At 69.0% G+C, this 23,136-nt stretch carries 24 protein-coding genes; 12 read left to right on the forward strand and 12 right to left on the reverse strand.

Annotated elements, in window-relative coordinates:
• Nucleotides 1–8: 8 nt before the first annotated feature.
• The gene (locus tag ACZZZF_RS10015) at nucleotides 9–458 is read right to left on the reverse strand and encodes a MarR family winged helix-turn-helix transcriptional regulator (RefSeq protein ID WP_056276197.1); all 450 of its coding nucleotides are present in this window, start codon (nucleotides 456–458) and stop codon (nucleotides 9–11) included.
• A gap of 123 nt (nucleotides 459–581) precedes the next feature.
• On the opposite strand from ACZZZF_RS10015, the gene ACZZZF_RS10020 reads away from it, so the two are divergent.
• On the forward strand, nucleotides 582–833 hold the full coding sequence (locus ACZZZF_RS10020; protein WP_053098457.1) for a hypothetical protein: 252 nt from the start codon (nucleotides 582–584) through the stop codon (nucleotides 831–833).
• Complete coding sequence (locus ACZZZF_RS10025; RefSeq protein WP_053098456.1) at nucleotides 833–1,390, forward strand: MarR family winged helix-turn-helix transcriptional regulator; 558 nt, start codon at nucleotides 833–835, stop codon at nucleotides 1,388–1,390. Before ACZZZF_RS10020 ends, ACZZZF_RS10025 begins: the two co-directional genes overlap by 1 nt.
• A 15-nt stretch (nucleotides 1,391–1,405) precedes the next feature.
• Here ACZZZF_RS10025 and ACZZZF_RS10030 read toward each other — a convergent pair whose 3' ends face one another.
• The 3 genes from ACZZZF_RS10030 to ACZZZF_RS10040 all read right to left on the reverse strand — a co-directional run bounded on the left by ACZZZF_RS10030 (nucleotide 1,406) and on the right by ACZZZF_RS10040 (nucleotide 3,562).
• Nucleotides 1,406–2,983 (reverse strand): MFS transporter, encoded by a 1,578-nt coding sequence (locus ACZZZF_RS10030; RefSeq protein ID WP_285363714.1) that lies wholly within the window; start codon nucleotides 2,981–2,983, stop codon nucleotides 1,406–1,408.
• Between the two features lie 100 nt (nucleotides 2,984–3,083).
• Entirely contained in the window at nucleotides 3,084–3,257 is a 174-nt protein-coding gene (locus tag ACZZZF_RS10035; RefSeq protein WP_072590528.1) for a CsbD family protein, read from the reverse strand.
• 56 nt (nucleotides 3,258–3,313) lie between these two features.
• Nucleotides 3,314–3,562, reverse strand: a complete 249-nt coding sequence (locus ACZZZF_RS10040) for a hypothetical protein (RefSeq protein ID WP_295104537.1) — start codon at nucleotides 3,560–3,562, stop codon at nucleotides 3,314–3,316.
• A gap of 91 nt (nucleotides 3,563–3,653) precedes the next feature.
• Between ACZZZF_RS10040 and ACZZZF_RS10045 the strand changes: the two genes are divergently transcribed.
• Nucleotides 3,654–5,333: an SDR family oxidoreductase gene (locus tag ACZZZF_RS10045; RefSeq protein ID WP_463498173.1), complete on the forward strand. Its 1,680-nt coding sequence runs from the start codon at nucleotides 3,654–3,656 to the stop codon at nucleotides 5,331–5,333.
• Nucleotides 5,334–5,619: 286 nt separating this feature from the next.
• Here the strand turns inward: ACZZZF_RS10045 and ACZZZF_RS10050 are convergent, their stop codons facing one another.
• The 3 genes from ACZZZF_RS10050 to ACZZZF_RS10060 form a co-directional block, all read right to left on the reverse strand.
• Entirely contained in the window at nucleotides 5,620–7,695 is a 2,076-nt protein-coding gene (locus ACZZZF_RS10050; protein WP_463498175.1) for a BCCT family transporter, read from the reverse strand.
• A gap of 198 nt (nucleotides 7,696–7,893) precedes the next feature.
• The gene (locus tag ACZZZF_RS10055; protein WP_463498176.1) at nucleotides 7,894–9,582 is read right to left on the reverse strand and encodes an ABC1 kinase family protein; all 1,689 of its coding nucleotides are present in this window, start codon (nucleotides 9,580–9,582) and stop codon (nucleotides 7,894–7,896) included.
• Between the two features lie 24 nt (nucleotides 9,583–9,606).
• Nucleotides 9,607–10,194: a PadR family transcriptional regulator gene (locus ACZZZF_RS10060; protein WP_053098452.1), complete on the reverse strand. Its 588-nt coding sequence runs from the start codon at nucleotides 10,192–10,194 to the stop codon at nucleotides 9,607–9,609.
• Between the two features lie 165 nt (nucleotides 10,195–10,359).
• On the opposite strand from ACZZZF_RS10060, the gene ACZZZF_RS10065 reads away from it, so the two are divergent.
• The 3 genes from ACZZZF_RS10065 to ACZZZF_RS10075 all read left to right on the forward strand — a co-directional run bounded on the left by ACZZZF_RS10065 (nucleotide 10,360) and on the right by ACZZZF_RS10075 (nucleotide 13,591).
• A complete protein-coding gene (locus ACZZZF_RS10065; protein WP_053098451.1) occupies nucleotides 10,360–10,737 on the forward strand; it encodes a YciI family protein in 378 nt (125 codons plus the stop codon).
• Nucleotides 10,734–11,921, forward strand: a complete 1,188-nt coding sequence (locus tag ACZZZF_RS10070) for an RNA polymerase sigma factor (RefSeq protein WP_463498178.1) — start codon at nucleotides 10,734–10,736, stop codon at nucleotides 11,919–11,921. The genes ACZZZF_RS10065 and ACZZZF_RS10070 overlap by 4 nt, the downstream gene beginning before the upstream one ends.
• A 140-nt stretch (nucleotides 11,922–12,061) precedes the next feature.
• Nucleotides 12,062–13,591, forward strand: a complete 1,530-nt coding sequence (locus tag ACZZZF_RS10075) for a glycosyltransferase family 2 protein (protein WP_463498179.1) — start codon at nucleotides 12,062–12,064, stop codon at nucleotides 13,589–13,591.
• A gap of 6 nt (nucleotides 13,592–13,597) precedes the next feature.
• Here ACZZZF_RS10075 and map read toward each other — a convergent pair whose 3' ends face one another.
• The gene (gene map, locus ACZZZF_RS10080; protein WP_187249009.1) at nucleotides 13,598–14,368 is read right to left on the reverse strand and encodes a type I methionyl aminopeptidase; all 771 of its coding nucleotides are present in this window, start codon (nucleotides 14,366–14,368) and stop codon (nucleotides 13,598–13,600) included.
• A 78-nt stretch (nucleotides 14,369–14,446) separates the two neighbouring features.
• Between map and ACZZZF_RS10085 the strand changes: the two genes are divergently transcribed.
• Together ACZZZF_RS10085 and ACZZZF_RS10090 are read left to right on the forward strand one after the other, a co-directional pair.
• Nucleotides 14,447–14,725, forward strand: a complete 279-nt coding sequence (locus tag ACZZZF_RS10085) for a helix-turn-helix domain-containing protein (RefSeq protein WP_056277652.1) — start codon at nucleotides 14,447–14,449, stop codon at nucleotides 14,723–14,725.
• 1 nt (nucleotide 14,726) lies between these two features.
• On the forward strand, nucleotides 14,727–15,485 hold the full coding sequence (locus ACZZZF_RS10090; RefSeq protein WP_463498180.1) for an SDR family NAD(P)-dependent oxidoreductase: 759 nt from the start codon (nucleotides 14,727–14,729) through the stop codon (nucleotides 15,483–15,485).
• A gap of 31 nt (nucleotides 15,486–15,516) precedes the next feature.
• Here ACZZZF_RS10090 and ACZZZF_RS10095 read toward each other — a convergent pair whose 3' ends face one another.
• Nucleotides 15,517–15,822: an ArsR/SmtB family transcription factor gene (locus tag ACZZZF_RS10095; protein ID WP_053098447.1), complete on the reverse strand. Its 306-nt coding sequence runs from the start codon at nucleotides 15,820–15,822 to the stop codon at nucleotides 15,517–15,519.
• A gap of 85 nt (nucleotides 15,823–15,907) precedes the next feature.
• On the opposite strand from ACZZZF_RS10095, the gene ACZZZF_RS10100 reads away from it, so the two are divergent.
• The 3 genes from ACZZZF_RS10100 to ACZZZF_RS10110 all read left to right on the forward strand — a co-directional run bounded on the left by ACZZZF_RS10100 (nucleotide 15,908) and on the right by ACZZZF_RS10110 (nucleotide 18,529).
• Nucleotides 15,908–17,122, forward strand: coding sequence for an MFS transporter (locus ACZZZF_RS10100; protein ID WP_463498182.1), 1,215 nt, complete (start codon nucleotides 15,908–15,910; stop codon nucleotides 17,120–17,122).
• Nucleotides 17,123–17,837: 715 nt separating this feature from the next.
• Complete coding sequence (locus ACZZZF_RS10105) at nucleotides 17,838–18,326, forward strand: DUF2975 domain-containing protein (protein WP_053098445.1); 489 nt, start codon at nucleotides 17,838–17,840, stop codon at nucleotides 18,324–18,326.
• Nucleotides 18,326–18,529: a helix-turn-helix domain-containing protein gene (locus tag ACZZZF_RS10110; RefSeq protein WP_042540715.1), complete on the forward strand. Its 204-nt coding sequence runs from the start codon at nucleotides 18,326–18,328 to the stop codon at nucleotides 18,527–18,529. The genes ACZZZF_RS10105 and ACZZZF_RS10110 overlap by 1 nt, the downstream gene beginning before the upstream one ends.
• A gap of 325 nt (nucleotides 18,530–18,854) precedes the next feature.
• On the opposite strand, the gene panB is transcribed toward ACZZZF_RS10110, so the two are convergent.
• The 3 genes from panB to ACZZZF_RS10125 are packed head-to-tail and all read right to left on the reverse strand — an operon-like array spanning nucleotide 18,855 to nucleotide 21,309.
• A complete protein-coding gene (gene panB / locus ACZZZF_RS10115) occupies nucleotides 18,855–19,724 on the reverse strand; it encodes a 3-methyl-2-oxobutanoate hydroxymethyltransferase (protein WP_463498183.1) in 870 nt (289 codons plus the stop codon).
• A complete protein-coding gene (gene panC, locus ACZZZF_RS10120) occupies nucleotides 19,721–20,587 on the reverse strand; it encodes a pantoate--beta-alanine ligase (RefSeq protein WP_463498184.1) in 867 nt (288 codons plus the stop codon). Before panC ends, panB begins: the two co-directional genes overlap by 4 nt.
• On the reverse strand, nucleotides 20,584–21,309 hold the full coding sequence (locus ACZZZF_RS10125; protein WP_463498185.1) for a DUF2520 domain-containing protein: 726 nt from the start codon (nucleotides 21,307–21,309) through the stop codon (nucleotides 20,584–20,586). Before ACZZZF_RS10125 ends, panC begins: the two co-directional genes overlap by 4 nt.
• Nucleotides 21,310–21,633: 324 nt before the next feature.
• Here ACZZZF_RS10125 and ACZZZF_RS10130 point away from each other — a divergent pair, with 324 nt between their 5' ends.
• Entirely contained in the window at nucleotides 21,634–23,130 is a 1,497-nt protein-coding gene (locus ACZZZF_RS10130; RefSeq protein WP_463498186.1) for a SulP family inorganic anion transporter, read from the forward strand.
• The last annotated feature ends 6 nt before the right edge of the window (nucleotides 23,131–23,136 follow it).

Consider the following 23,136-nt stretch of genomic DNA (forward strand, 5'->3'; position numbering starts at 1 on the left):
GTCGGACGTCAGGGAAGGTCGCCGATCTCTTCCGTCAAGCGGTGCAGGAACCGTGAGATCGCATCGGTCTGCTCGGGCGTGAACTCGTCGGCGAGGGCGGCGATGCGCTGCGTGAGCTCGTCGCCGGGCGAGTGGAGATCGCGCAGAGAGGGTCGCAGAACCTTCGATCGCGCGTCGGCCGGATGCGGGGCGACGACGATCTGGCCGCGCTCCTGCAAACGGCGCAGCAGACTCGTGATCGCGGCCGTGCTCACGTTCAGGTGCGCAGCGAGTCCTCCCGGGGTCGCGGGAGCATCCGCCGGCGCCTCCGTGATGTACCTCATGGCCTCACGATCGGTGTCATTGGGCGCGCGCAGCGCGGCGAGACGACGGCCCAGCTGCGCCTCGGCGCGACGGAGTTCGTCGACCCGAGCGACGAGATCGGTCGACGTCGTTCTGATGTCGGTCCTGCTGGCCATGTGTCACCCCCTGACCCCTCCATGCTACTCGAAAGACAGGTAACGAGGTGGCCTAGCGAATTCCAATGCCACCAGGGACTCTGATCGGGTGCGAAGATAGAACACGGGCAGGAAAGGGACGTCATGGTCGAGCGATTCACACTCGGGGATGCGGGGTACATCATGTACGCCGACATGCTCGATCGCCTGCGAGCGCGGTTCCCGTCGGTTCCCGCCTGGCGGCTCGACCAGATCGTGGCCGCCGAGCACGACGCCATCACGGGCGGACTGCTGCGGATCGTCCCTGCCGAGGTCGAAGCCGGCGCGATCGAGATGCTCGCGCGCGAGCATGGAGAGAACGAGGGATCCCTGAGCGATGACGGCGAGGTGGCGTGATGGAGCGCTCTGAAGAATTCGGCCGATCGGGGTACTGGTACCCCGACTCCGACAGCGCGAGCACGGTCGACGTGCTCAACATGCTCCGCCGCTACCGCTCGGCCGAGACCGCCATGCGAGCCCGCACCAGGGCGTCGATGGGCATGAACGAGACCGACCTGGTCGCGCTGCGATTCCTGCTGCGCGAGCAGCGGGCCGGCCGCATCGTGCGCCCGATCGACATCGCCCGCATGCTCGACATCTCCACGGCGTCGACGACGACCCTCATCGACCGCCTCGAGAAGGGCGGGCACGCGAAGCGCGAGCCGCACCCGACCGATCGCCGCGCCGGGGTCGTCGTGCCCACGGTCAGCAGCGACGACGAGGTGCGCGAGACCCTCGGCGCGATGCACCGGCGGATGCTGTCGCTCGTCGACGAGATGAGCGACCGCGAGCGTGGCATCGTGACGCGATTCCTCGCCGGCATGACCTCGGCCATCGAAGAGGCGTCGGATCTCGATCAGGAGCTGCGCGACGTCATCCGCTCGCACGAGGAGTCCGAGCCCTCCGGCGAGTGATCCCTCCGCCGCGGGTCAGGCCTTCTCGACCTGATCCTCGACCCGAGCGCCGGCCACTCCGTCGTCGTCCGCGGCGTTCTCGAGGCGTTCGGGGAACAGCTCGTCGAGGTCGAGGTCGGGGTTCTCCTCCTGCGTCTCGACCAGTTCCACGGCCTCCTCGATCGTCTGCACGCTCGGCATCGCACCCGGCAGCGGCCTGCGCGCCGACTCCTTGAGCACCACCACGGCGATGAAGCCGGCGATCGAGGTGCCGATCACGTAGAACGCCGGGGCCAGCGACGATCCGGTCATCTGCACGAGCGCCTCCATCACGACCGGAGCCGTGCCCGCGAACAGGGCGACGGCGAGGTTGTACGAGATGCCCATGCCGCCGTAGCGCGACGACGTCGGGAAGAGCGCGGGCAGAGACGAGGCGAGGTTGGCCACATAGAAGGTCACGGGGAAGGCGAGCAGCACCAGGCCGAGGAGCGTCGACCAGATCTCCCCGTGCATCATGAACAGGAACGACGGCACGGCCAGCACGATCGCCGAGATCGAGCCGATGAACAGCACCTTGCGGCGTCCGATGCGGTCGGAGAGCTTTCCGGTGAGCGGGATGCAGAGCGCCATCGCCACGAGCACGGGAAGGGTGAGCAGAGTGCCGTGCACCTCGTCGTAGCCCAGGGTTCCGGTGAGGTACGTGGGCATGTAGGAGGTGAGGGCGTAGCCCACGGTGTTGGCGGCGGCGACGAGCACGAACGCCGTCAGCAGCTCGCGCCAGTATGCGCGGATCAGTGCGAGCACGCCCTTGGGCGCATCCGCCGACGCCTGTGCGTCGTCGGCCGCGCGCTTCGCCGAGTCCTGTGCCTCCTGGAATGCCGGGGTGTCCTCGATCTTCAGCCGGAAGTAGATCGCGATCAGTCCGAGCGGAAGCGCGACGAGGAACGGGATGCGCCAGGCGAAGCCCTGCATGACCTCGGCCGACAGCGTCAGCTGCAGGATCGAGACGAAGGCGGCGCCGATCGCGAAGCCCATGTACGAGCCGAGGTCGAGCAGGGAGGCATAGAAGCCGCGGCGCCGGTCGGGCGCGTACTCGGTGATGAAGGTCGTGGCGCCCGCGTACTCACCGCCGGTCGAGAAGCCCTGCGCGAGCTTGAGCACGATCAGCAGGATCGGCGCCCAGACGCCGATGACCGAGAAGTCGGGGAGCACGCCGATGAGGAATGTGGCCGCGGCCATCATGATCAGCGTGAAGGCCAGCACGCGCTGACGGCCGAGTCGATCGCCGAGCTGGCCGAGCACGATGCCGCCGAGCGGACGGGCGACGAAGGTCACCGCGAAGACGCCGAGCGAGAAGAGCGACTGCGCCCCCGCGGATGCGTCCGGCAGGAACGCCCGCCCGATGATCACCGCGAGATAGCCGTAGACGCCGATGTCGTACCACTCCATGAGATTGCCGACCACGGTGCCGGCGACCGCGCGGCGGAGCATCGGGCGGTCGACGACGGTGACGTCCTCGACCGTGAGCCGACGAGGCTCTGCCGCGGCGGGACGCAGCCGTCGCAGCAGGCGCTGCCACAGGTTCGGCGTGTCATTGTTCAGGCGGTCGGACATGCTGTCTCACTCTCTCTCGCGCCGCACGACCATCGCAGGTCGGGCCGCACAGAAGGCGGGGAGGTGGCTCGCGCCACCTCCCCGCCGTTGCTCACCGGTGTCAGTTGTTGAACGCGTCCTTCACGTTCTCTCCGGCCTTCTTGACGTCGGCCTTCGCCTGGTCGGCGCGGCCCTCCGCCTCGAGCTTCTCGTTGTCGGTCACCTTGCCGACGGCCTCCTTCGCCTTGCCGGCGAGGTCCTGAGCGGTGTTCTTGATCTTGTCATCGAGTCCCATGGGGGCTCCTCTCTCTTATCAGCGGTGGTCTGTGGTCGAGCGCCCGCGCCGTGCGGTCACAGGGGGATGTCGAGGGCGGATGCCGCCAGCGGCAGAGTGCCGGCGGCGATGACCGCGATGAGGCCGACGACTCCGGCGGACTTCCAGAACGGCGTGCGCGATGCGGGGAGCGGGACGCTGCGGAGCCCGGTGGAGCGGCCGACAGCAGCACGTGCCGACAGCGGGGCGACGTCGACAGGACCGTTCGGCAGGATTCGCCGAGACCGGAGCTCACGACGGGTGGGGTACTGCGTGGCTGTCGTCATGTGATCACCTTCCTCCGCCAAAAGATTACTAGATGAACTAGTCAATCGCCAGCCTAGTGAAATTTCCGGTCATCACGCCTACGCTCGACACATGACCGAGCTCACCCAGCCCACCGGGCACGAAGAGGCCCTGCGCGCCCTCCCCCGCGAAGACGGATCGGCGCCTCGCGCGCTGGTGCTCGGCGCCACGGGATACATCGGCGGGCGGCTGACGCCTCGTCTGCTGAACGCCGGATACCGGGTGCGCGCACTGGCCAGGGACGCCGCGCGCGCGGCATCCTTCCCGTGGGGTGCCGACTGCGAGATCGTCGAGGGGTCGGCTGACGACGCGGACGCCGTGGCCGAGGCCATGCGCGATGTCGACGTGGTCTACTACCTGATCCACTCGATGACGGCGGGCAAGGGGTTCGAGGAGAGCGACGAACGAGCGGCCACCACGGTGGCGGATGCCGCGGCGAAGGCCGGCGTGCGCCGCATCGTGTACCTCGGCGGACTGCATCCCGACGATGTGAAGCTCTCGCCTCATCTGCGCTCCCGGGTGCGGGTGGGCGAGATCTTCCTCGAGTCGGGCGTTCCGACGCTCGTGCTGCAGGCGGGCGTCGTGATCGGCTCCGGTTCCGCGTCGTTCGAGATGATCCGGCACCTGACCGATGTGCTGCCGTACATGCCGGCGCCGAAATGGGTGCGCAACCGCATCCAGCCGATCGCGGTGCGCGACGTGCTGCACTACCTGCTGGGCGCCGCGCGCGTCGATGACAGCGTCAACCGCGCCGCCGACATCGGCGGACCCGACGTGCTGCGCTACGGCCAGATGATGAACGGCTATGCGCTTGAGGCGGGTCTGCGCCAGCGCGCGATCGCTGCCCTGCCGGTGCTCACTCCGGGACTCGCATCGCACTGGGTGAACCTGGTGACCCCGGTTCCGCGATCGATCGCGCGCCCGCTCGTCGCGTCGCTGCAGAACGAGTGCATCGTCAAGGACCGCGCGATCGATGACCTCATCCCCCGCCCGGACGGCGGGCTGACCCCGTATCGGACCGCCGTCTCGATGGCGCTGGGCCGTCTCGACGCCGACACCATCGAGACGAGCTGGCAGGATGCCGAGGTCTCGGGCGCCCCCAGCGACCCGCTGCCCAGCGACCCGGACTGGGCGGGACGCACCGTCTTCACCGACACCCGCAAGCTGAAGACGTCAGCTCCGGTCGACGGACTGTGGCGGGTGATCATCGGCATCGGCGGGTCGAACGGCTGGTATTCGTCGAAGTTCCTCTGGGCGGTGCGCGGCTGGATGGACCGGCTCGTCGGCGGAGTCGGGCTCCGCCGCGGACGCCGCAGCAAGGCCGAGGCGCGGGTCGGTGATGCGATCGACTTCTGGCGCGTCGAAGCCGTCGAGGAGCCCGGCCGCAAGACCGACTCGTCGCCCGCGAGCGGCGGACTGCTACGGTTGCGCGCCGAGATGAAGGTGCCGGGCGAGGCCTGGCTCGAGCTGCGCGCACTGCCCGACGGCGACGGATCCCGCTACGAGCAGCGGGCGGTGTTCTTCCCCCGCGGGCTCGCGGGACGGCTGTACTGGCTGGCCGTGCTGCCGTTCCACGGCTTCATCTTCGCGGGCATGGCGGCGAAGATCACCGCCGCGGCATCCGTCCCCGTCGAGACGGTCGCGCCCGGTGCGGGCGAGGCGGGTGCGGGCGAGGCGGGCGTCGGCGAAGCGGGTGCGAGCGAGGCGGGTGCGGGCGAGGCGGCCCCGAGCGAGACGGCCCCCGTCGCCTGAGCCTCTGGGCCCACGCGAGGTGTATGCGGGGCCACTTCGACACCGGGACTCACGTGCGGGGCCACTTTCGCAGCGGAAACGGTCGATTCGGATGCGTTACTGACCGCGCACCGCGATGGAACCCGCGGGTAGGGGCAACCTCACGCCCCACCTACATGGCGGGGCCACTTCGACACCGGGACTCACGTGCGGGGCCACTATCGCAGCGGAAACGGTCGATTCGGATGCGTTACTGACCCCGCACCGGGCCGGGGCGGCGCGGGCGGGGTCAACAATGCGACTGACGTCAGGAAGGACGCTCGGCGAGGCCCGCAGGGTCGCCCCCGTCATCCGACCCGGCGTCCGCGGCCGCACCCGCACTCGCATCGCCGGCCGCACTCGCGTCGCCGGTCGCACTCGCATCTCCGGCCGGACTCGCATCGCCGGCATCGGCGCCGGCATCCGCTGCGCCACCACCGGCGTCGGGGATGATGTCGATCGCCTCGGTCGCGGTCGCGTAGACCTCGGCGAGGCTGTCGTCGACGTCGGCCTCATCGATCCAGGCGAGGTCGTCTTCGGAGTGGTCGTACTCGACGGGCACGAGCGCGAAGTCGTCGCCGTACTCCTCGAGTCCGGCCATGACGCTGTGGCGCACGGCCATGCGGGCATAGCGCTCGCGCAGGATCATGGGGTCGCGTCGCAGATCCTTCATGAACGCGACCATCATGAAGGCCATGATCACCGCGAACGGCAGCGCCGCGATGATCGTGACGTTCTGCAGCGACTTCAGGCCGCTGCCCTCTTCGCCGGTGACGAGCAGCACCGCCGCGATCACTCCGACCAGGATTCCCCAGACGACGGCGACCCAGCGCGACGGCTCGGGGCGGCCCTGCTGCGAGAGCGTGCCCATGACGAGCGAGGCCGAATCGGCGCCGGTGACGAAGAAGATCGAGATCAGCAGGATGAGCACGATGCTGGTGATCAGCGGGAACGGCAGGTTCTCGAGCACGCCGAAGAGCACCTCTTCGGGCGGGTCGACCGTGAGCCCTGCCCCGTTCATCTGCTGCTGGATCGCCGTGGTTCCGAAGATCGCGAACCAGATGAGCGAGATCGCGGCCGGAACCAGGATGACGACGGAGACGAACTGGCGCAGCGTGCGGCCCCGCGAGATCTTGGCGATGAACATGCCCACGAACGGCGACCAGGAGATCCACCATGCCCAGTAGAAAATCGTCCAGCTCGACAGGAACATCTGCGCCTCATCGCCCTGCGACGCCGACCGCGCGACCATCTCGGGCAGGTCGCCGAGGAACTGCACGGCGACCGAGGGGATGACGTTGAGGATCAGCAGCGTCGGTCCGACGAAGAAGACGAAGAATGCGAGCAGCAGCGCGACGACCGCGTTGATGTTCGACAGCGCGCGGATGCCCTTCGAGACGCCCGAGACCGCCGAGGCGATGAAGCAGGCGGTGAGCACGGCGATGGCCGCGATGAGCACGCCGTTGCCGAGTTCGCCGATGCCGCTGACGATCTCGACGCCGTGGCCGATCTGCAGGGCTCCCAGGCCGAGCGACGCGGCGGTGCCGAAGAGGGTGACGATGATCGAGAAGATGTCGATCGTGCGACCGAGGGGTCCGGTGGTGCGGCCCTCGCCGAGCAGCGGCGCGAAGATCGACGAGATCAGGGGCGTGCGGCCACGACGGAACGCCCCGTACGCGATCGCGCCGCCGACCAGCGCGTAGAAGGCCCACGCCTGCGGGCCCCAGTGGTAGAGCACCTGCGCCTGCGCCGTGTGCATGGCCTCGAGGGTGTTCGCCTCGACCGTTCCGGGCGGCGGGTTCTCGAAGAAGGTGAGCGGCTCGGCGGCGCCCCAGAAGACGAGACCGATGCCCATTCCGGCGGCGAAGAGCATCGAGATCCACGAGAACATCGAGAATTCGGGCTCTTCGTCGTCGCGGCCCAGGGGAATGCGTCCGTAGCGGCTGAAGCCGACGAAGAGCATGAAGACCAGGATGACGGTGGCGATCGTAGTGAAGAAGAAGCCGAAGTACTCGACGACCCACCCGAGCACGGTCGAGGTCGTGCCCGAGAGGTTGTCACCCGCGAACACGCCCCACGCGATGAACGCGAGGGTCAGCGCGACGGCGATGCCGAAGACGAGCGGATCGGTGCGGTAGGTGCGTCCGGTCTCTTCGACCGAGACGCCGGGCACGAGCGCCGGGTGCACGCCGCGCGGCGGAACCGCGGCGATGTCGCGCACGATCTTCTGCGCGGTCTCGGTGGCCTTCGCGGCCTGCCTGATCGCGGCGGTGGAGGTCTTCGGAGGGTCGTTCCTCGTGGGCGTCTTCTCGTCCGGAGTGTCCATGAGAACCCATTCTCCCATGCCGGCATTCTGCGACCTGGACGGAAAGGCCAGATGAACGGGTCGATCCGCGGCGCTCCGGGGCCCTACACGCCGGGCGGATGCCGGATGCTCCGGGTTCTCCGGGCGCATCAGCGCGAGCACCAGGACGCGTCAGCGCGAGCACCAGGACGCGTCAGCGCGAGCACCAGGGCGCATCAGCGCGAGCACCAGGACGCGTCAGCGCGAGCGACGGCCGCCGAACACCGAGTGCAGCAGGGGCAGCGCCGAGACGCAGATGAGGGAGATGCCGAGCGGCGGCAGCGGCGTGACGAGCAGCGCGCCTCCGACGAGCATCGCGGCGAACAGCACGCCCGATCCGATGCGGCGGGCGATGCCCTCGAGCCGGTCGAGGCGGCGCTCGAGGGCCGAGGTGTCGAAGGTGACGTTGCCGTCGTCGACGCGGGTGATGATCGCGTCGATCCGCTTCGGCAGGCGGTAGGTGACGGCAGCGGTCTCCATGGCCTGCTGCGCCATGTCCTGCATGAGGTTGCCCGACTCGTCGCGCAGCAGGCGGCCGGCGTAGGGCTCGGCGGCGTCCCACACGTTGAACGACGGATCGAGGCTCGAGCACATGCCCGAGGTCAGCGACACCGCACGGATGAGCAGCAGCATGTTCTCGGGCAGCTGGAGCGGAAGCGAGCGCACCATGTCGCCGAACTCATCGGCGAAGTCGGTGAACTCCCGAGGGTCGACCTTGCTGAGCTCGGCGAAGCCCATGCCGCCGAAGCGGGCGAACAGTGCGCGGAGCGCCCGCTCGAGCTCGGCGGTGTCGGCGGAGGGCAGCAGCACGCCGATCTCCTGGGCCGCTGTGACCAGGCCTCGACTGTCGCGACCGGCGACCGCGATCAGCAGGGTGCGCAGACCGTCGCGGAGGTTGTCGGGCACCTCGGCCATCATCCCGAAGTCGATGAAGGTGAGGCGGAAGTTGCGGCCGGTCGTCGAGTCGGCCTCGGGTGTCACGAAGATGTTGCCCGGGTGCGGGTCGGCGTGCACGAAGCTGTGCGTGAACACCTGGTCGAACATGACCTCGGCGAACACGTCGGCGACCTCGGCCGGATCGATGCCGGCTGCCCGTAGAGCATCCGTGTCGTTGATCTTGATCGCGGTGACGTCCGAGAGCGTGAGCACGCGCCGGGTCGACCGCTCCCAGACGATCTCGGGGGCGCTGACGCGGGAGTCGCCGGCGAAGTTCTCGCGGAACCGCTCGGCACTGGCGGCCTCGTGCAGGTAGTCGATCTCCTCGAGGCTGGTCTGCGCGAACTCCTCGACGAGGCCGGGCGCGTCGACCCGATCGGCGACCAGTCGCACGCGCATCGCCCAGCGGGCGACGCGGCGCAGAGCCGCGAGGTCGACCGCGACGATCTCGTCGATGCCGGGGCGCTGCACCTTGACGACGACGTCGCCGAGACCGGTGTCGACGGCATCCTGCGCGGAGAGGCGGGCCCGGTGCGCTTGGCCGAGGGATGCGGCAGCCACCGGCGTCTCATCGAACCAGGCGTAGGCCTCAGCGAGCGGACGGCCGAGCTCGGCCTCGGCGGCCGCACGGATGTCGGCGAACGGCACGGCCGGGACCTCGTCCTGCAGTCCCTCGAGCTCCTTCGTGATCTCGGGCGGCAGCACGTCGAGGCGCGACGACATGAACTGCCCGACCTTGATCATGAGGCCGCCGAGTTCGACCGCGAGCACGTGGAACCGCTTCGCGAAGCGCTGCATGCGCGGCGCCCGGGTGCGCTCGGCGATCGAGCTCATGCCGAAGCGCGGCAGCACGAGCTCGAACCACCAGACCTTGAGGAACTCGCGCGCCGCGAACGACAGGATGCGGCGGTACCGGGCACGATGGGCGCCCTGCGCCGCAGCATCCGTCATGTGTCGTCCCTGTGTCGTGTGCGATCAGTCCTGAGCGAGGATCGAGTACAGCCTACGGCGGGCCTCGTCGAGGATCTCGACCGCCTGCTGCACCTGCTCGGTGCTGCCGCTGCGACCGACGGCCGCGGCTGCCGCCGCGAGGTCGACGCCCGCCTTGGGCAGTGCGCTGTAGCGGGGGTTGTCGTGCGAGCCCTCGCTCTTCGACTGCGACTCCCAGGGGGCGGGGGTCTCGGTGTGCTCGGCGGCGACGGCGCGGCCGGCCTCGGTGAGCGAGTAGGTCTTGCGACCGTTCTGCTCCTGAGCCTCGATCAGGCCCTCGTCGGCCAGCAGCTGCAGGGTGGGGTAGACCGAGCCTGCGCTCGGCTTCCACGATCCGCCGCTGCGATCGGCGATCTCGTTGATGATCTGGTAGCCGTGCATCGGCTTCTCGGTGAGCAGCGACAGCACCGCAGTGCGGACGTCGCCCTTCGCCATGCGCGAGCCGCCGCTGGGGCGCTGCTCGAAGGACTTGCGGAGCTGCTCCATGGCATCGAAGATCGCGGATGCGGGTCCGCCCTGGCCCGAGCCGAAGCCGGATCCGCCGAACGGGTTCGAGGGGAATGCGTTGTTCATGATGACCTCCCGGAAGTGGTGAGCGATAGTCAACGATATATCGTTAAGGCTGAGTGTGGGGTGGGAGTCTCGGCCCGGAAGGCGAACTTCGGCGGATGTGTCGATCGGCCTGCTGCTCGAACGTCATCTCTCTGTACGCTGACCGTCGAACAGTGAGGAAGAGACATGCGCTACACACTGCTGTTGCACTACGAAGAGCTCGATGCCGAGACTCTGGGCGCCGAGGCGCTCGCAGAGGGCCAGGCCGCATTCGCGAGCTACGCCGCCACCCTGCAGTCGGCAGGGGTGCTCGTCTCGGCCGAGGTTCTGCAGCCGTCGGCCGTCAGCACCACCGTTCGCGTGCGCGATGACGCACTGCAGGTGCAGGACGGCCCGTTCGCCGACACGAAAGAGCAGCTCGGCGGCACGGTCGTCATCGACGTGCCCGACCTGGATGCCGCGATCGGATTCGCCCGCCAGGCCCCGCCGGCGTTCTGGGGTGCGGTCGAGATCCGCCCGGGTGCCGTGTTCACGGTCGACGGCGTCTGGACTCCGAACCGATGATCCCCGAGGGGGTCCGGGCCGCTGCAGAGAGTGCGGCGCGGACCTCCTACGGCCGGCTGGTCGCGCTGCTCGCGGCGCGGTCCGGCGACCTCGCGCTCGCCGAGGACTCCCTGTCGGGAGCGTTCGAAGAGGCGCTGCGGCGCTGGCCGGATGCCGGAGTGCCCGACAACCCGGAAGGGTGGTTGATGACCGTGGCGAGGAACAGGCTGCGCGACGTGTGGAAGTCGGCCGCGGCGACGGCATCCGCTCCCCTCGCCGAGGAGAGCGCTCGCGTCGATCCGCTCGCCGACCATGATCCGCTCGCGATCGGCGACAAGCGACTCGAACTGCTGTTCGTGTGCGCGCATCCGGCGATCGACCCGGCCGTGCGCGCGCCGCTCATGCTCCAGACCGTGCTCGGATTCGAGGCGGCCGAGGTCGCGCGCGCGTTCGCCGTTCCGGCGACGGCGATGGCACAGCGCCTGGTGCGGGCGAAGCGACGCATCAGAGATGCCCGCATCCCGTTCGCGATTCCGGACCGCCGCTCGATGCCCGAACGATTGCCCGCTGTGCTGGAGGCGGTCTACGGATGCGCCGCGCTCACCTGGCGCGGCGACGCCGAGTCGATGGCGGGCGAGGCGCAGTACCTGGCCGTCACTCTGGCGGGGCTCCTCGAGGACGAGCCTGAGGCGTGGGGGCTGGCCGCCCTCACGACGCTGACTCTCGCGCGGCGCTCTCGCGAGTTCATCCCCCTCGACGAGCAGGATCCTCAGACCTGGGATGCGGCGCTGATCGCCGAGGGCGAGGCGTACCTGCGGCGAGCGCGGCCGACCGGTGCGCCGGGACGATTCCAGTTCGAGGCGGCGATCCAGGCGGTGCACTGCGATCGGCTGCGCACGGGCGCGACCGATTGGGACTCGCTGCGGATGCTGTACGCCGCGCTTCTCGCGGTCGCTCCGACCCTCGGCGCCCGGGTCGCGGCCGCCGTCGTCACCGCGCGCATCGACGGAGCCGAGGCGGGCCTCGCCGCACTTCCGGCCCATGCAGAGGGATTCCAGCCGTACTGGGCGGCTCGGGCGGGCCTGCTCGCCGAGACCGGACAGGATGCCGGTGAGGCCTACGCGCGGGCGATCGCGCTCGCCGACGATGACGGCGTCATCGGCTTCCTCCGCGGCCGCGCGGCGGCCCACGCACGATCCCACTGACACGCACTGCACGCACACGGCGCACGCACTGCACGCACACGGCGCTGAAAGCAAGCCCCGTGCGCTCCATAGCCGACGATGTTTGACTGCCGTCGATGTCGTCTTCCCCTGCCGTTTCCCCACCGTCCACTTCGATCAGAGTGAGCGTCGTCGTTCCCGTGTTCCGTCCGGGAGCGGCGTTCGACGAGCTCATCGCGTCTCTCGATCGGCAGACGCTCGATCACGGCCGGTTCGAGGTGCTGCTCTGCGACGACGGCTCCGGTGAGGAGACGGCGGCTCGACTGGTCGAGATCGCGCGTGATCGTCCCTACGTGCGCGTCGCGTATCTGCCGCATTCGGGATGGCCGGGAACACCGCGCAACCACGGGATCGACGATGCGCGCGGCACGTACATCCAGTTCGTCGATCAGGACGACTGGCTCTACGACGGCGCCCTCGAGGCGCTCTGCGACTACGCCGACGAGCATGCATCCGATGTCGTGGTCGGCAGGGAGGTCGGCATCGGCCGGCGGCTTCCGAGTCGCATCTTCCGCCGCGACATCCCCCGTGCGCGCCTCGGCGAGGATCCGCTGCTCGAGATGCTGACGCCGCACAAGATGTTCCGCACCTCGTTCCTGCGCGAGAAGCGCATCCGATTCCCCGACGGCAAGGTGCGCCTCGAAGACCATCTGTTCGTGATGAGGGCGTACTTCGAGGCGTCGACGATCTCGATCCTCGCCAGCCGCCCCTGCTACGCGTGGGTCAAGCATGCGGGCAGTGCCAGTTCGTCGCGGATCGAACCCGAGACGTACTTCCCGCATCTCGAGGCCGTGCTCGATCTCGTCGAGCGGTACACCGAACCGGGGCGACTGCGCGACCGGCTGCTGCGGCACTGGTTCCGCGGCAAGATCCTCAAGCGGGTGTCGGGCAAGAAGTACGCCGGGTACCCCGAGGAGTATCGCCAGCGACTGCTCGACGTCGTCATCCCGCTCGCGCGACGTCGCTTCGGACCCGGCGTCGACGGAGGCCTGGCCTTTCCGAACCGCATCCGGGCCGCACTGCTGCGAGCCGATCGACGCGCCGACCTGCTGACGTTCGCGCGGTTCGAGGCCGAGCTCACCTGCCGGGCGGTGGTGACGTCGGCACGGTGGTCGCGGGGCGGCGGACTGTATCTCACCGTCGATGTCTCGATCACCCGCGACGGGCAGGACGCACTCGAGTTCGAGCCGGGCACGGGCGTCATGACGTCACTGCCGATCGCGATGGACGGCCTTCCGACCGGTCTTCTCGAAGCCAAGCGGGAGATGTCCAACGATCACGTCGAGTTGGTGTGGCGCGACAAGGCCGCGGCGATCGAGCGTCGCGTGGCGAACCTCCACCCACGCAGCCTCGACTCCCTCCGCATCGCGATCGACCCGCTGAAGGTGTTCCGGCCCGGCGACGAGTCGCGCGGGGCGAAGCTCTTCGTGACCGTGCGACGGGCGGGGTGGACCTTCGACGTCCCCCTCCGAGCGGATGCCGCGACGCTCGCCGCCGCGGGACGCTCACCCCTGCTCGCCGGGCGCACGTGCACGCCGGTCGCGGGACGCGGCGGCGCCGTCGAGCTGCGCAGGCAGTACCCCGGCGGCCGGCTCAAGGACCTGGCCGGCCGCGCTGTGCGTCGGGTGCGGAGCGGCTCGCGCACGAAGTGACGAGGGTCAGCGCGGCAGCGTGAGCACCTCGGCCCCGGTCTCGGTGATGGCGATGGTGTGCTCGGTGTGGGCTGTGCGGCATCCGGTCGCACTGCGCAGCGTCCAGCCGTCGTCGTCGGTGACCAGCCGGTCGGTGTCGGCCATCACCCACGGTTCCAGTGCGAGCAGCAGGCCGGGGCGCAGTCTGTAGCCGCGGCCGGGGCGTCCGTCGTTCGCGACGTGCGGATCCTGGTGCATCGTCGAACCGATGCCATGGCCGCCGAACTCGAGATTGATCGGGTAGCCCGCGTCGCCGAGCACCGTGCCGATCGCGTGGGAGAGGTCGCCGATGCGCGCGCCGGGTCGGGCTGCGGCGATCGCGGCGGCCAGCGCACGCTCGGTCGCGTCGATCATGTCGAGGTCGGCGGATGCGGCACCGTCGCCGACCACGAAGCTGATGGCGGCATCCGCTGAGATCCCCCGGAGCGTGACGGCGAGGTCGAGAGTGAGAAGGTCGCCGTCGAGGAGGGCGTAATCGTGCGGCATCCCGTGCAGCACCGCGTCGTTCACGGCAGTGCAGACGTAGTGGCCGAAGGGCCCCCGGCCGAAGGAGGGGGCGTAATCGACGTAGCAGGACTGCGCACCGGCATCCTCGATCATCTGCTTCGTCCAGCGGTCGAGGTCGAGCAGGTTCACCCCGACCGCGGCTCGCTCCTTGAGGGACTGGAGGATGCCGCCGACGAGGGCGCCCGCGTCTCGTGCACGAGCCAGTTCGTCGCGGTTCAGGATCTCGATCATGGGGTTCTCCACAGCTCGCCGTCAGTCGTTCCAATAACTATCCCGGTAATACTATCCCGGTATTACAATGGGCACATGATGGTTCGGATGCCCCTGACTCCCGCCGAGGTCGAGCGGGGCGAGCGCCTCGGCGCGCTGCTGCGGCGAGCGCGCGGTGAGCGATCGATGCTGAGCGTCGCCCTCGAGGCGGGAGTCTCGCCCGAGACCCTGCGCAAGATCGAGTCGGGTCGCGTGGCGACCCCCGCCTTCTCGACCATCGCCGCGATCGCCGGCGTGCTCCACCTCTCGCTGGACTCGGTGTGGTCCGAGATCGAGCCGGCGGTGCATGCGGTCGGTCGCACGCAGGTCGCGTCCTGAGATGGCGCATGCGCTGATCACGGGCAGCTCGCGCGGCATCGGCCGCGCAGTGGCGCAGGCCTTCGCCCGACGGGGCGACCGGGTCGTCGTGCACTACGGCCGTGATCGCGCGTCCGCGGAAGAGACCCTCGCCTCGCTCGAAGGCTCGGACCATGCGATCGTGGGCGGCGACCTCGGGGATCCGGCGGAGGCGCAGCGCGTGGTCGAGGAGGGCATCACAGCCCTGGGTTCACTCGACATCCTGGTGAACAATGCAGCCGTGGCCCCGAGCGCGGCGAACGAGCATCGCGTCGACTCGACGACGTATGCCGAGTGGCAGCGCGCCTGGTCTGCCATGGCCTCGGTGAACCTGCTCGGCGCCTCGAACGTCACGATGCTCGTCGCTCAGCACATGATCGAGCGGGGCAGCGGCGGATCGATCGTCAACATCGGGTCACGCGGCGCGTTCCGCGGAGAGGCCGACCACCCCGCGTACGCCGCGACGAAGGCAGGACTGCACGCGTTCGGGCAGTCGATGGCGCTGGTGCTCGCACCCCACGGCATCTCTGTGACCTCGGTCGCTCCGGGAATGGTGGCGACAGACCGGCAGGCGGCGAAGCTCGAGGGAGCGCAGGGCGACAGCATCCGCGGCCAGAGTCCGTTCGGCCGGGTGGGCTCGCCGGAGGAGGTGGCGGATGCCGTCGCCTATCTCACCTCGCCGACCGCGGTGTGGGCGTCGGGCACGGTGCTCGACCTGAACGGCGCGTCGTACTTCCGCTGAGGCGGTGGGCTCCCGCCTGGGCGGTTGCGGGTCAGGAACGCAGCACGGACTCCAGCAGGCCGGGGAACAGCTCGTCGAGCTCTGCGCGGCGCAGCGTCAGCATCCGTCGCCGGCCGTTGGGCTCGTTGCGGATCACGCCCGCTTCGCGCAGCACCTTCATGAAATGCGACTTGGTGGACTTCGGCAGGTTCGGGTCGGTCGCGTGGCATTCGGCCATGTCGAGCGGGCCGTCGGCGAGCTGTCGCGCGATCGCCAGACGCTCGGGGTCGCTGAGGGCGAAGAGCACATCGGTGAGCTGGATCTCGGATCGCTCGGGGTGCGGGAGTTCGCCTGGCATGGTTCGAGAATAGTTGAACAATCGCGGAATCGCGAGTACGCTCCGATAGTTCGATGAATCTCGAACCGATACCGCGGGAGCACTCATGACCACCACGTCACCGATCGACACGACCGCGACGGCACCTCGGATCCGTCGCCCGCGCTTCGGCTTCGCGCTGGCCGTCGTGACGCAGATCGCGATGATGATGGGCGCGAGTGCGCCGTCGCCGTTCTACCCCGTGCTCGCCGCTGAGATCGGATTCGACGCGATCGTCATCAGCGCCGTCTTCGCCGTCTACGCGATCGCCCTGCTGCTCGCCCTGCTCACCGCAGGCTCGCTCTCCGACCATGTCGGGCGGCGACCGGTCGCGATCGGCGGTCTCCTGGTGCTCGCCGCGAGCATGGTGCTGTTCTGGCATGCCGATACGGTCGCCACGCTCATGCTCGCCCGCATCCTGCAGGGTGCGGCGAGTGGCGTACTCATCGCCGCCCTCTCGGCCGCCGCACTCGACCTCGCCCCCGGTGGCCGTTCGAGGGTCGCCGCACTGTGGAACGCGCTCAGCCCCGGAATCGGCCTCGCCCTCGGCGCGCTCGTCTCGGGCATCGCGCTGGACGTGACCGGACAGCCGCTGCTCGACGTGTTCGCACCTTTGACCGCCGTGTACATCGTGCTCGCGGGGCTCTTCTTCCTGGCACCCGAGACCGCTCCGCTGCGGCCGGGTGCACTCGCGTCGCTGAGCTTCCGGCTGTCGGTGCCGGCCGGCATCCGCTCGGACTTCTGGCGCGGAGCCCCCGCGATCATCGCCGGCTGGGCGACGGGTGGGCTCTTCCTCTCACTCGGCGCGAACATCGTGCGCACCCAGCTCGGCGGTGAGGCGCACGTCTGGCAGGGACTCGCGGTCGCGATGCTGGCCGGCGTCGGTGCGGTCACCGCATTCCTCTTCCGCAACCGGCGCCCGCGCACCTCGGTGATCTTCGGCACCGCGGCCCTCGCCGTCGGCACCGCGCTGTCGCTCTGGGCGCTCGCGACCGGGTCGCTTCCGTTCTACCTCGCCGCGACCGCCGTGACCGGCATGGGATTCGGCACCGCCTTCTCGGGAGTCGTCGCCTCACTCGCACCCCGCATCCCCCCGACCGACCGCGCCGACACGTTCGCCGTGATCTACCTGCTCGCCTACCTCGCCTTCGGCGTGCCCGCAGTCATCGCAGGGATGCTGGTCGGAGTCTTCGGACTCGGCGCAGTGTGCGTCGGGTACGGCGTCGCGGTCATCGCGCTCGCGCTCATCGCACTGGTGCTGCGGGTGCGTCGGGCGGAGTAGCTGCTCTCTGTTGGGTGGAGGTCTCTCGCGCTGGGGGAGGTCTCTCACTGCGGAGGGCGGATGCCGCCGATAGCTCCTTCGCTAGGCGCGATCTCCTTCCGAGCGCGCGCTGCCCCCTCATCCACCCCCCTACGAAGGAGATCTCTCGCTCCGAAGGACAGATGCCGCCGACACCTCCTTCGGTAGACGCGATCTCCTTCCGAGAGCGCGCCGCCTCCGGCATCCACCCCCACCGCGAGGGAAATCTCTTGCCTCGAAGGAGGTATGACGGCGACACCTCCTTCGGTCGACGCGATCTCCTTCCGAGCGCGCGCTGCCCTCCGGCATCCACCCCCAGTACGCAGGAGATCTCTCGCCCCGAAGGACGGATGCCGCCGACACCTCCTTCGTTATGCGCGATCTCCTTCCGAGCGCGCGGCCCCGGCATCCACTCCCACTGCGAGGGAAATCTCTCGCCTCGAAGGAGGGATGCCGCCGATATCTCCTTCGTTATGCGCGATCTCCTTCCGAGCGCGCGGCCCCGCACCCGGAGGAGATCTGCGCACCGGAGCAGATCCGCGTAGCGGAGGAGATCTGCGCACCGGAGGACGAACTCGCGCAGTTGATCCTCCCTTCCGTAGATCTCCTCCGCATCGAACGCGCCCCCGCACATCCACCTTGCCGAATCGAACGATTAACGATAGATTTCTGCTGTTGTTCGATGAGGGGTGGAGTCATGGCGAAGTCGACGATCATCGTGCTGCGGGTCGTGATCGCGTTGGCGCTGGTCGGATCCGTGGCCGTGCAGGCGCTCATCGTGCCGCTGCTGTGGCTCGACCTCGCCGACGAAGAGCTGTGGGGACGGATCGCCTTCGTGTCGATCGTCGTCCTCGGGGTGGGCACTCTGCAGGTCTTCGGCATCTGCGTGTGGCTGCTGCTCACGAAGGTGCGTCGCGGATCGATCTTCTCGACCTCGTCGTTCCGCTACATCGACGTGATCATCGGCGCGATCCTCGTGGCCGCGGCTCTCCTGTGGATCCTCGCGGCGATACTCGCTCCGGGCTCGGCAGCTCCGGGTCTCGTCGCGCTCATCGGCGGAGCCGGGGTGGTGCTCGCCGGCGTCGCCCTGCTGGTCGTGGTGATGAAGGCGCTGCTGCGGCAGGCGATCGACCGCGATGTCGAGGCGCAGGCGCTGCGGTCCGAGCTCGACAACGAGGTCATCTGATGCCCGTCGTCGTCGACATCGACGTGATGATGGCGCGACGCAAGATGGGTGTCGGCGAGCTGGCCGAGCGCATCGGGATCACGCCGACGAACCTGGCCGTGCTGAAGAACGGGCGGGCGAAAGCCGTGCGGTTCTCGACCCTCGACGCACTGTGCGAAGTGCTGGAATGCCAGCCCGGCGACATCCTGCGCTGGGAGGCGTGAGGGGGACCTCTTTCATCGCGGCGCCCACACACCCACACACCCACACACCCACGCACCCACGCACCGGAGGAGTTCTGCGCTTCGGAAGGCCTGATCCCGGGATTCTCTCCTTCGGAAGCGCATTTCTCCTTCACAATGCGTGATGCGCGCTGCGACACCTCGACGCGGCGGTATCGAGCTCTTGCGGTGCGGAGGAGAACAGCGCACCGGAGGATGGGATCGTCGATACGGCCCTCCGCATCGCAGATCTCCTCCACATCGACGATGGCCAGCAAGAGAGGGACAGCAATGGATGCCGGACGTCGAAGCGCCCGGAGGCCGACGCCTACCGCCGCGCGAGCAGGTCGCGCAGTCGCGCGGCCTCGCCCTCGGGCATCCCGTAGCAGTGCTCGGGCGCCGGGTACTGCCCGCCTCGCACCTCGTCGGCATAGGCCGCGACCCCCGCGATGGACACACCGCGCACATCGGCGTAGCGCTTGACGAACTTGGCGGCCCCGCCGGCGTAGATGCCGAGCAGGTCGTGGAAGACGAGCACCTGGCCGTCGGCATCCGCTCCGGCTCCGATGCCGATCAGCGGAATGCGCAGCAGGGGCGCGAGAGCGGCGGTGACCTCGGACGGCACTGCTTCGATCACGAGCAGCGAAACTCCGGCATCCTGCAGCGCGAGGGCGTCGTCGATCACGGCGAGCGCCGCCTCGGCGGTGCGTCCCTGGGCCCGGTATCCGCCGAGCGAGGTCGCGGTCTGCGGGGTGAGCCCGACATGGCCGACGACGGGGATGCCGGCATTCACGAGCGCTCGAGCACGGTCGACCGTGGTGCCGCCGCGCTCGATCTTGACCAGGTCGACGCCGGCCTCCTTGATGAAGCGCTGCGCGGTCGCGAGGGCGAGCTCATCCGACGCCTCGTACGAACCGAAGGGCAGGTCGCCGACGAGCAGTGGCTTCGTGAGTCCGCGCCGCACGGCCTTCGTCAGCATCAACATCTCGTCGGTCGTGACGGGCACGGTGCTGTCGTGGCCGAGCACGGTCATCGCGGCCGAATCACCGACGAGCACCAGGTCGACGCCGGCCTCCTCGACGATCTGCGCACTCGGGAAGTCGTACGCGGTGACCATGACGATCGGCTCGCCGGCATGCTTCTTGGCGTCGAGATCGCGCAGGGTCAGTCGCTTCGTCGGGGCGGCGTGGGCGCTCATGGCGTGAACCCTCTCAGCAGGTGGTTGTCGATCAATCGGGCGGCGCCGACACGAGCGGCGACGAGCAGCAGGGCGTCGCGGTCGATGCGGGTGACGGGCTGAAGCGTCTCGGCATCCCGGAGTTCCAGATACTCGACGTCGATTCCCGCCTCGGCGAGAACATCCCGGGCAGCGGACAGGATGCCATCGCCATCGCCGATACCGTCCCCGTCGCCCGAACGGTGCGCGGCATCCGCCGCGTCGAGCGCACGGTTCAGCGCGGTCGCCCGGTCGCGTGCATCCGCGTCGAGGTAAACGTTGCGCGAGCTCATGGCGAGTCCGTCGGGTTCGCGGACGATGGGGCACGCCTCGATGCGCACATCGAGGTTCAGGTCACGCACGACCCGCCGGACGACGAGCACCTGCTGCGCGTCCTTCTGCCCGAAGTACGCGACGTCGGGCTGCACGATGCCGAACAGCTTCGTGACGACGGTCGCGACGCCGTCGAAGTGGTGGGGGCCGCGGCTCGCGCCGTCGAGTACCTCGGTGATGCCCGCCACGTGAATGTTCGTGGCGAAGCCGTCGGGGTAGATCTCGGCCGGCTCGGGGGCGAAGAGGATGTCGACGCCCTCCGCTTCGGCGAGCGCGGCGTCACGCGCTTCGTCGCGCGGGTAGGTGCTGAGGTCTTCGTTCGCGGCGAACTGGGTCGGATTGACGAAGAGCGAGACGACGACGAGGTCGTTCTGCGCCCTCGCCGCGCGCATGAGCGAGAGGTGCCCCTCGTGGAAGGCGCCCATGGTCGGGACGAGCCCGACAGTCCCGCCGTCACCGCGGGCGTCTCGAACCGCGGTGCGCACCTCGGCGATCGTACGGAGGATTCTCATGACCGGGGCTTTCTGTCGGCGACCGCTCGGGTGGCGGCGGCGAGTGCGTCGAAGAGGTCGGCGACGTCGGCGGATGCTGCGCGCTGCCGCGCGACGGTCGCCTCGTCGCCGCGAGCGATCGGACCGGTGAGGGCGGATGCCGCGCCGGATGCCACCCAGTTGTCGACCGTCTGCTGCACGAGCGGTGCGAGGTGGGCGCGATCCAGCCCGGAGGGAGCCGCGAGGCGCTCGGCGGCGTCGAGCACCGTGAGCACGAAGTTCGAGGCGAAGGATGCGGCCGCGTGATACTCCGCGCGGTGGGCGTCGTCGACGCGGAAGGGTGTCGCACCGAGCGCTGTGGCGAGCTGCTCGGCCACCGCGAGCGCCTCGGGTGTGCGGCCGTCGACTGCGACGCCGATTCCGCGGAAGACCTCGGGCGTCTCGGTGCCGGTGAAGGTCTGCAGCGGGTGGATGCTGAAGTCGACGTCGGCGAGCGGCGTCGCACCTGAGACATGCGCGACGAGTCGAGCATGCGGTCGCGCGGCGAAGGCCACCGCCGCGATCGCCGAATCGGGAATGCAGAGCAGCGCGATATCGGCATCCGGCATCCGGTCGTCGCGACGAAGCGGGCCGAGGACGCCGAAGCCCGCTGCACGCAGGGCCCGGGCGAGAACGCCGCCGAGACGACCGGCGCCGACGATGGCGATGGTCGTGTCAGGGGCGAGAACAGGGGTGCTGTGCATGTCGATTCCCCGGCCGAGAAGGGCGGCGCGGATGGGATGAGTATCCGCCCGAGACCGGGTACGCGCAAAATCTCGGAACATACTGACAATCCGAACGCGCCCAGCCCTTGTCACTCTGCTGCACATGACACGCAGATACCTGCTCGCAATGACCTCGCGATCTCGCCACCCTCCCGCGACACCACCGATCGGGAGGGGATCCTCGATGCGGAGGGCCGATTCCCGGCATCCGCCCTCCGTACTGCAGAAATCCTCCGCATCGAGACCGAGGTCTTACGCTGGAACGTCTGCCCCATCCCCGGGCACCTTCTCTGGAGCATCCCCATGTCTGCACTCGCGGTCGACGATCGCGCCCGCTATCGGGCGAATCCCACTGTCCTCCAGGCGCTGAAGAGTCCGCGGATGCTGACGCGCGAGGTGCTCGCGGGCCTGGTCGTGGGTCTCGCGCTGATCCCCGAGGCGATCGCGTTCTCGGTGATCGCGGGCGTCGACCCGAAGGTGGGGCTGTTCTCGTCGTTCATCATGGCGGTGTCGATCGCGTTCCTCGGCGGGCGCCCCGCGATGGTGACCGCGGCGACCGGAGCCGTCGCGCTCGTGATCGCACCGGTCGCTCCGACCTACGGGATGGACTACTTCATCGCGACCGTGATCCTCGCGGGCATCTTCCAGGTGCTCCTCGGGGTGCTGGGCGTCGCGAAGCTGATGCGATTCATCCCACGCAGCGTCATGGTCGGGTTCGTGAACGCGCTCGCGATCTTCGTGTTCAGCTCGCAGTTCCCGCAGCTGATCGACGTGCCGTGGCTGGTGTATCCGCTGGTCGCACTGGGGATCGTCGTGATGATCGTGATGCCCAGGATCACCAGGGTCGTGCCCGCGCCACTCGTGTCGGTGGTCATCGTGACCGGTGTCGTGCTGGCGTTCGCGATCACCGTGCCGACGGTCGGCGATCAGGGCGAGCTGCCGAAGAGCCTTCCCGAGCTGTTCATCCCGAACGTGCCGCTCACCTGGGAGACGTTCACGATCATCGCTCCGTTCGCCCTCGGGGTCGCGCTGGTCGGGCTCATGGAGTCACTGCTCACCGCCAAGCTCGTCGACGAGATCACCGACACCCACTCGAACAAGACGCGCGAGTCGTGGGCGCAGGGCGTGGCGAACATGCTCTCCGGAATCTTCGGAGGCATGGGCGGATGCGCGGTGATCGGCCAGACCATGATCGGCGTCAAGGCGTCCGGGGCGCGTACCCGCATCTCGACGTTCTGCGCCGGCATCTTCCTGTTCCTGCTGGTCGTCGTGTTCGGCGACTTCGTCGGCACGATCCCCATGGCCGCCCTCGTCGCCGTGATGATCATGGTCGCGATCGGCGCCTTCGACTGGCACAGCGTGAAGCCGTCGACCCTCAAGCGGATGCCGAAGAGCGAGACCTTCGTGATGGTGGCGACCGTCGTGCTCGTGCTCCTCACCCACAACCTCGCGGTCGGCGTCGTCGGCGGGGTGCTGGTCGCATCCGTGCTGTTCGTGCGGCGGGTGGCGCACTTCGTGTCGGTCGAGCGCTCGGTCTCGGGCGACGTCGCGCGCTACGTCGTGAACGGCGAGCTGTTCTTCGCCTCGAGCAACGACCTGACCACCCTCTTCGAGTACCCCGACGACCCCGAGCATGTCGTGATCGACCTCTCGGGATCGCACATCTGGGATGCGTCGACCGTCGCCGCCCTGGATGCGATCGAGACGAAGTATGCAGCGCTCGGCAAGAGCGTCGAGATCGTCGGGATGAACGAGAGCAGTCAGCGGATGCGGGGACGGTTGACCGGCGGGTTCGAGTAGCGATCC

The organism is Microbacterium sp. AC215, from assembly GCF_979258645.1.

Coding starts and splice junctions, on each gene's coding strand:
- ACZZZF_RS10015 (WP_056276197.1), bottom strand. CDS start 458: ATGGCCAGCAGGACCGACATCAGAACGACGTCGACCGATCTCGTCGCT.
- ACZZZF_RS10020 (WP_053098457.1), top strand. CDS start 582: ATGGTCGAGCGATTCACACTCGGGGATGCGGGGTACATCATGTACGCC.
- ACZZZF_RS10025 (WP_053098456.1), top strand. CDS start 833: ATGGAGCGCTCTGAAGAATTCGGCCGATCGGGGTACTGGTACCCCGAC.
- ACZZZF_RS10030 (WP_285363714.1), bottom strand. CDS start 2,983: ATGTCCGACCGCCTGAACAATGACACGCCGAACCTGTGGCAGCGCCTG.
- ACZZZF_RS10035 (WP_072590528.1), bottom strand. CDS start 3,257: ATGGGACTCGATGACAAGATCAAGAACACCGCTCAGGACCTCGCCGGC.
- ACZZZF_RS10040 (WP_295104537.1), bottom strand. CDS start 3,562: ATGACGACAGCCACGCAGTACCCCACCCGTCGTGAGCTCCGGTCTCGG.
- ACZZZF_RS10045 (WP_463498173.1), top strand. CDS start 3,654: ATGACCGAGCTCACCCAGCCCACCGGGCACGAAGAGGCCCTGCGCGCC.
- ACZZZF_RS10050 (WP_463498175.1), bottom strand. CDS start 7,695: ATGGGAGAATGGGTTCTCATGGACACTCCGGACGAGAAGACGCCCACG.
- ACZZZF_RS10055 (WP_463498176.1), bottom strand. CDS start 9,582: ATGACGGATGCTGCGGCGCAGGGCGCCCATCGTGCCCGGTACCGCCGC.
- ACZZZF_RS10060 (WP_053098452.1), bottom strand. CDS start 10,194: ATGAACAACGCATTCCCCTCGAACCCGTTCGGCGGATCCGGCTTCGGC.
- ACZZZF_RS10065 (WP_053098451.1), top strand. CDS start 10,360: ATGCGCTACACACTGCTGTTGCACTACGAAGAGCTCGATGCCGAGACT.
- ACZZZF_RS10070 (WP_463498178.1), top strand. CDS start 10,734: ATGATCCCCGAGGGGGTCCGGGCCGCTGCAGAGAGTGCGGCGCGGACC.
- map (WP_187249009.1), bottom strand. CDS start 14,368: ATGATCGAGATCCTGAACCGCGACGAACTGGCTCGTGCACGAGACGCG.
- ACZZZF_RS10085 (WP_056277652.1), top strand. CDS start 14,447: ATGGTTCGGATGCCCCTGACTCCCGCCGAGGTCGAGCGGGGCGAGCGC.
- ACZZZF_RS10090 (WP_463498180.1), top strand. CDS start 14,727: ATGGCGCATGCGCTGATCACGGGCAGCTCGCGCGGCATCGGCCGCGCA.
- ACZZZF_RS10095 (WP_053098447.1), bottom strand. CDS start 15,822: ATGCCAGGCGAACTCCCGCACCCCGAGCGATCCGAGATCCAGCTCACC.
- ACZZZF_RS10100 (WP_463498182.1), top strand. CDS start 15,908: ATGACCACCACGTCACCGATCGACACGACCGCGACGGCACCTCGGATC.
- ACZZZF_RS10105 (WP_053098445.1), top strand. CDS start 17,838: ATGGCGAAGTCGACGATCATCGTGCTGCGGGTCGTGATCGCGTTGGCG.
- ACZZZF_RS10110 (WP_042540715.1), top strand. CDS start 18,326: ATGCCCGTCGTCGTCGACATCGACGTGATGATGGCGCGACGCAAGATG.
- panB (WP_463498183.1), bottom strand. CDS start 19,724: ATGAGCGCCCACGCCGCCCCGACGAAGCGACTGACCCTGCGCGATCTC.
- panC (WP_463498184.1), bottom strand. CDS start 20,587: ATGAGAATCCTCCGTACGATCGCCGAGGTGCGCACCGCGGTTCGAGAC.
- ACZZZF_RS10125 (WP_463498185.1), bottom strand. CDS start 21,309: ATGCACAGCACCCCTGTTCTCGCCCCTGACACGACCATCGCCATCGTC.
- ACZZZF_RS10130 (WP_463498186.1), top strand. CDS start 21,634: ATGTCTGCACTCGCGGTCGACGATCGCGCCCGCTATCGGGCGAATCCC.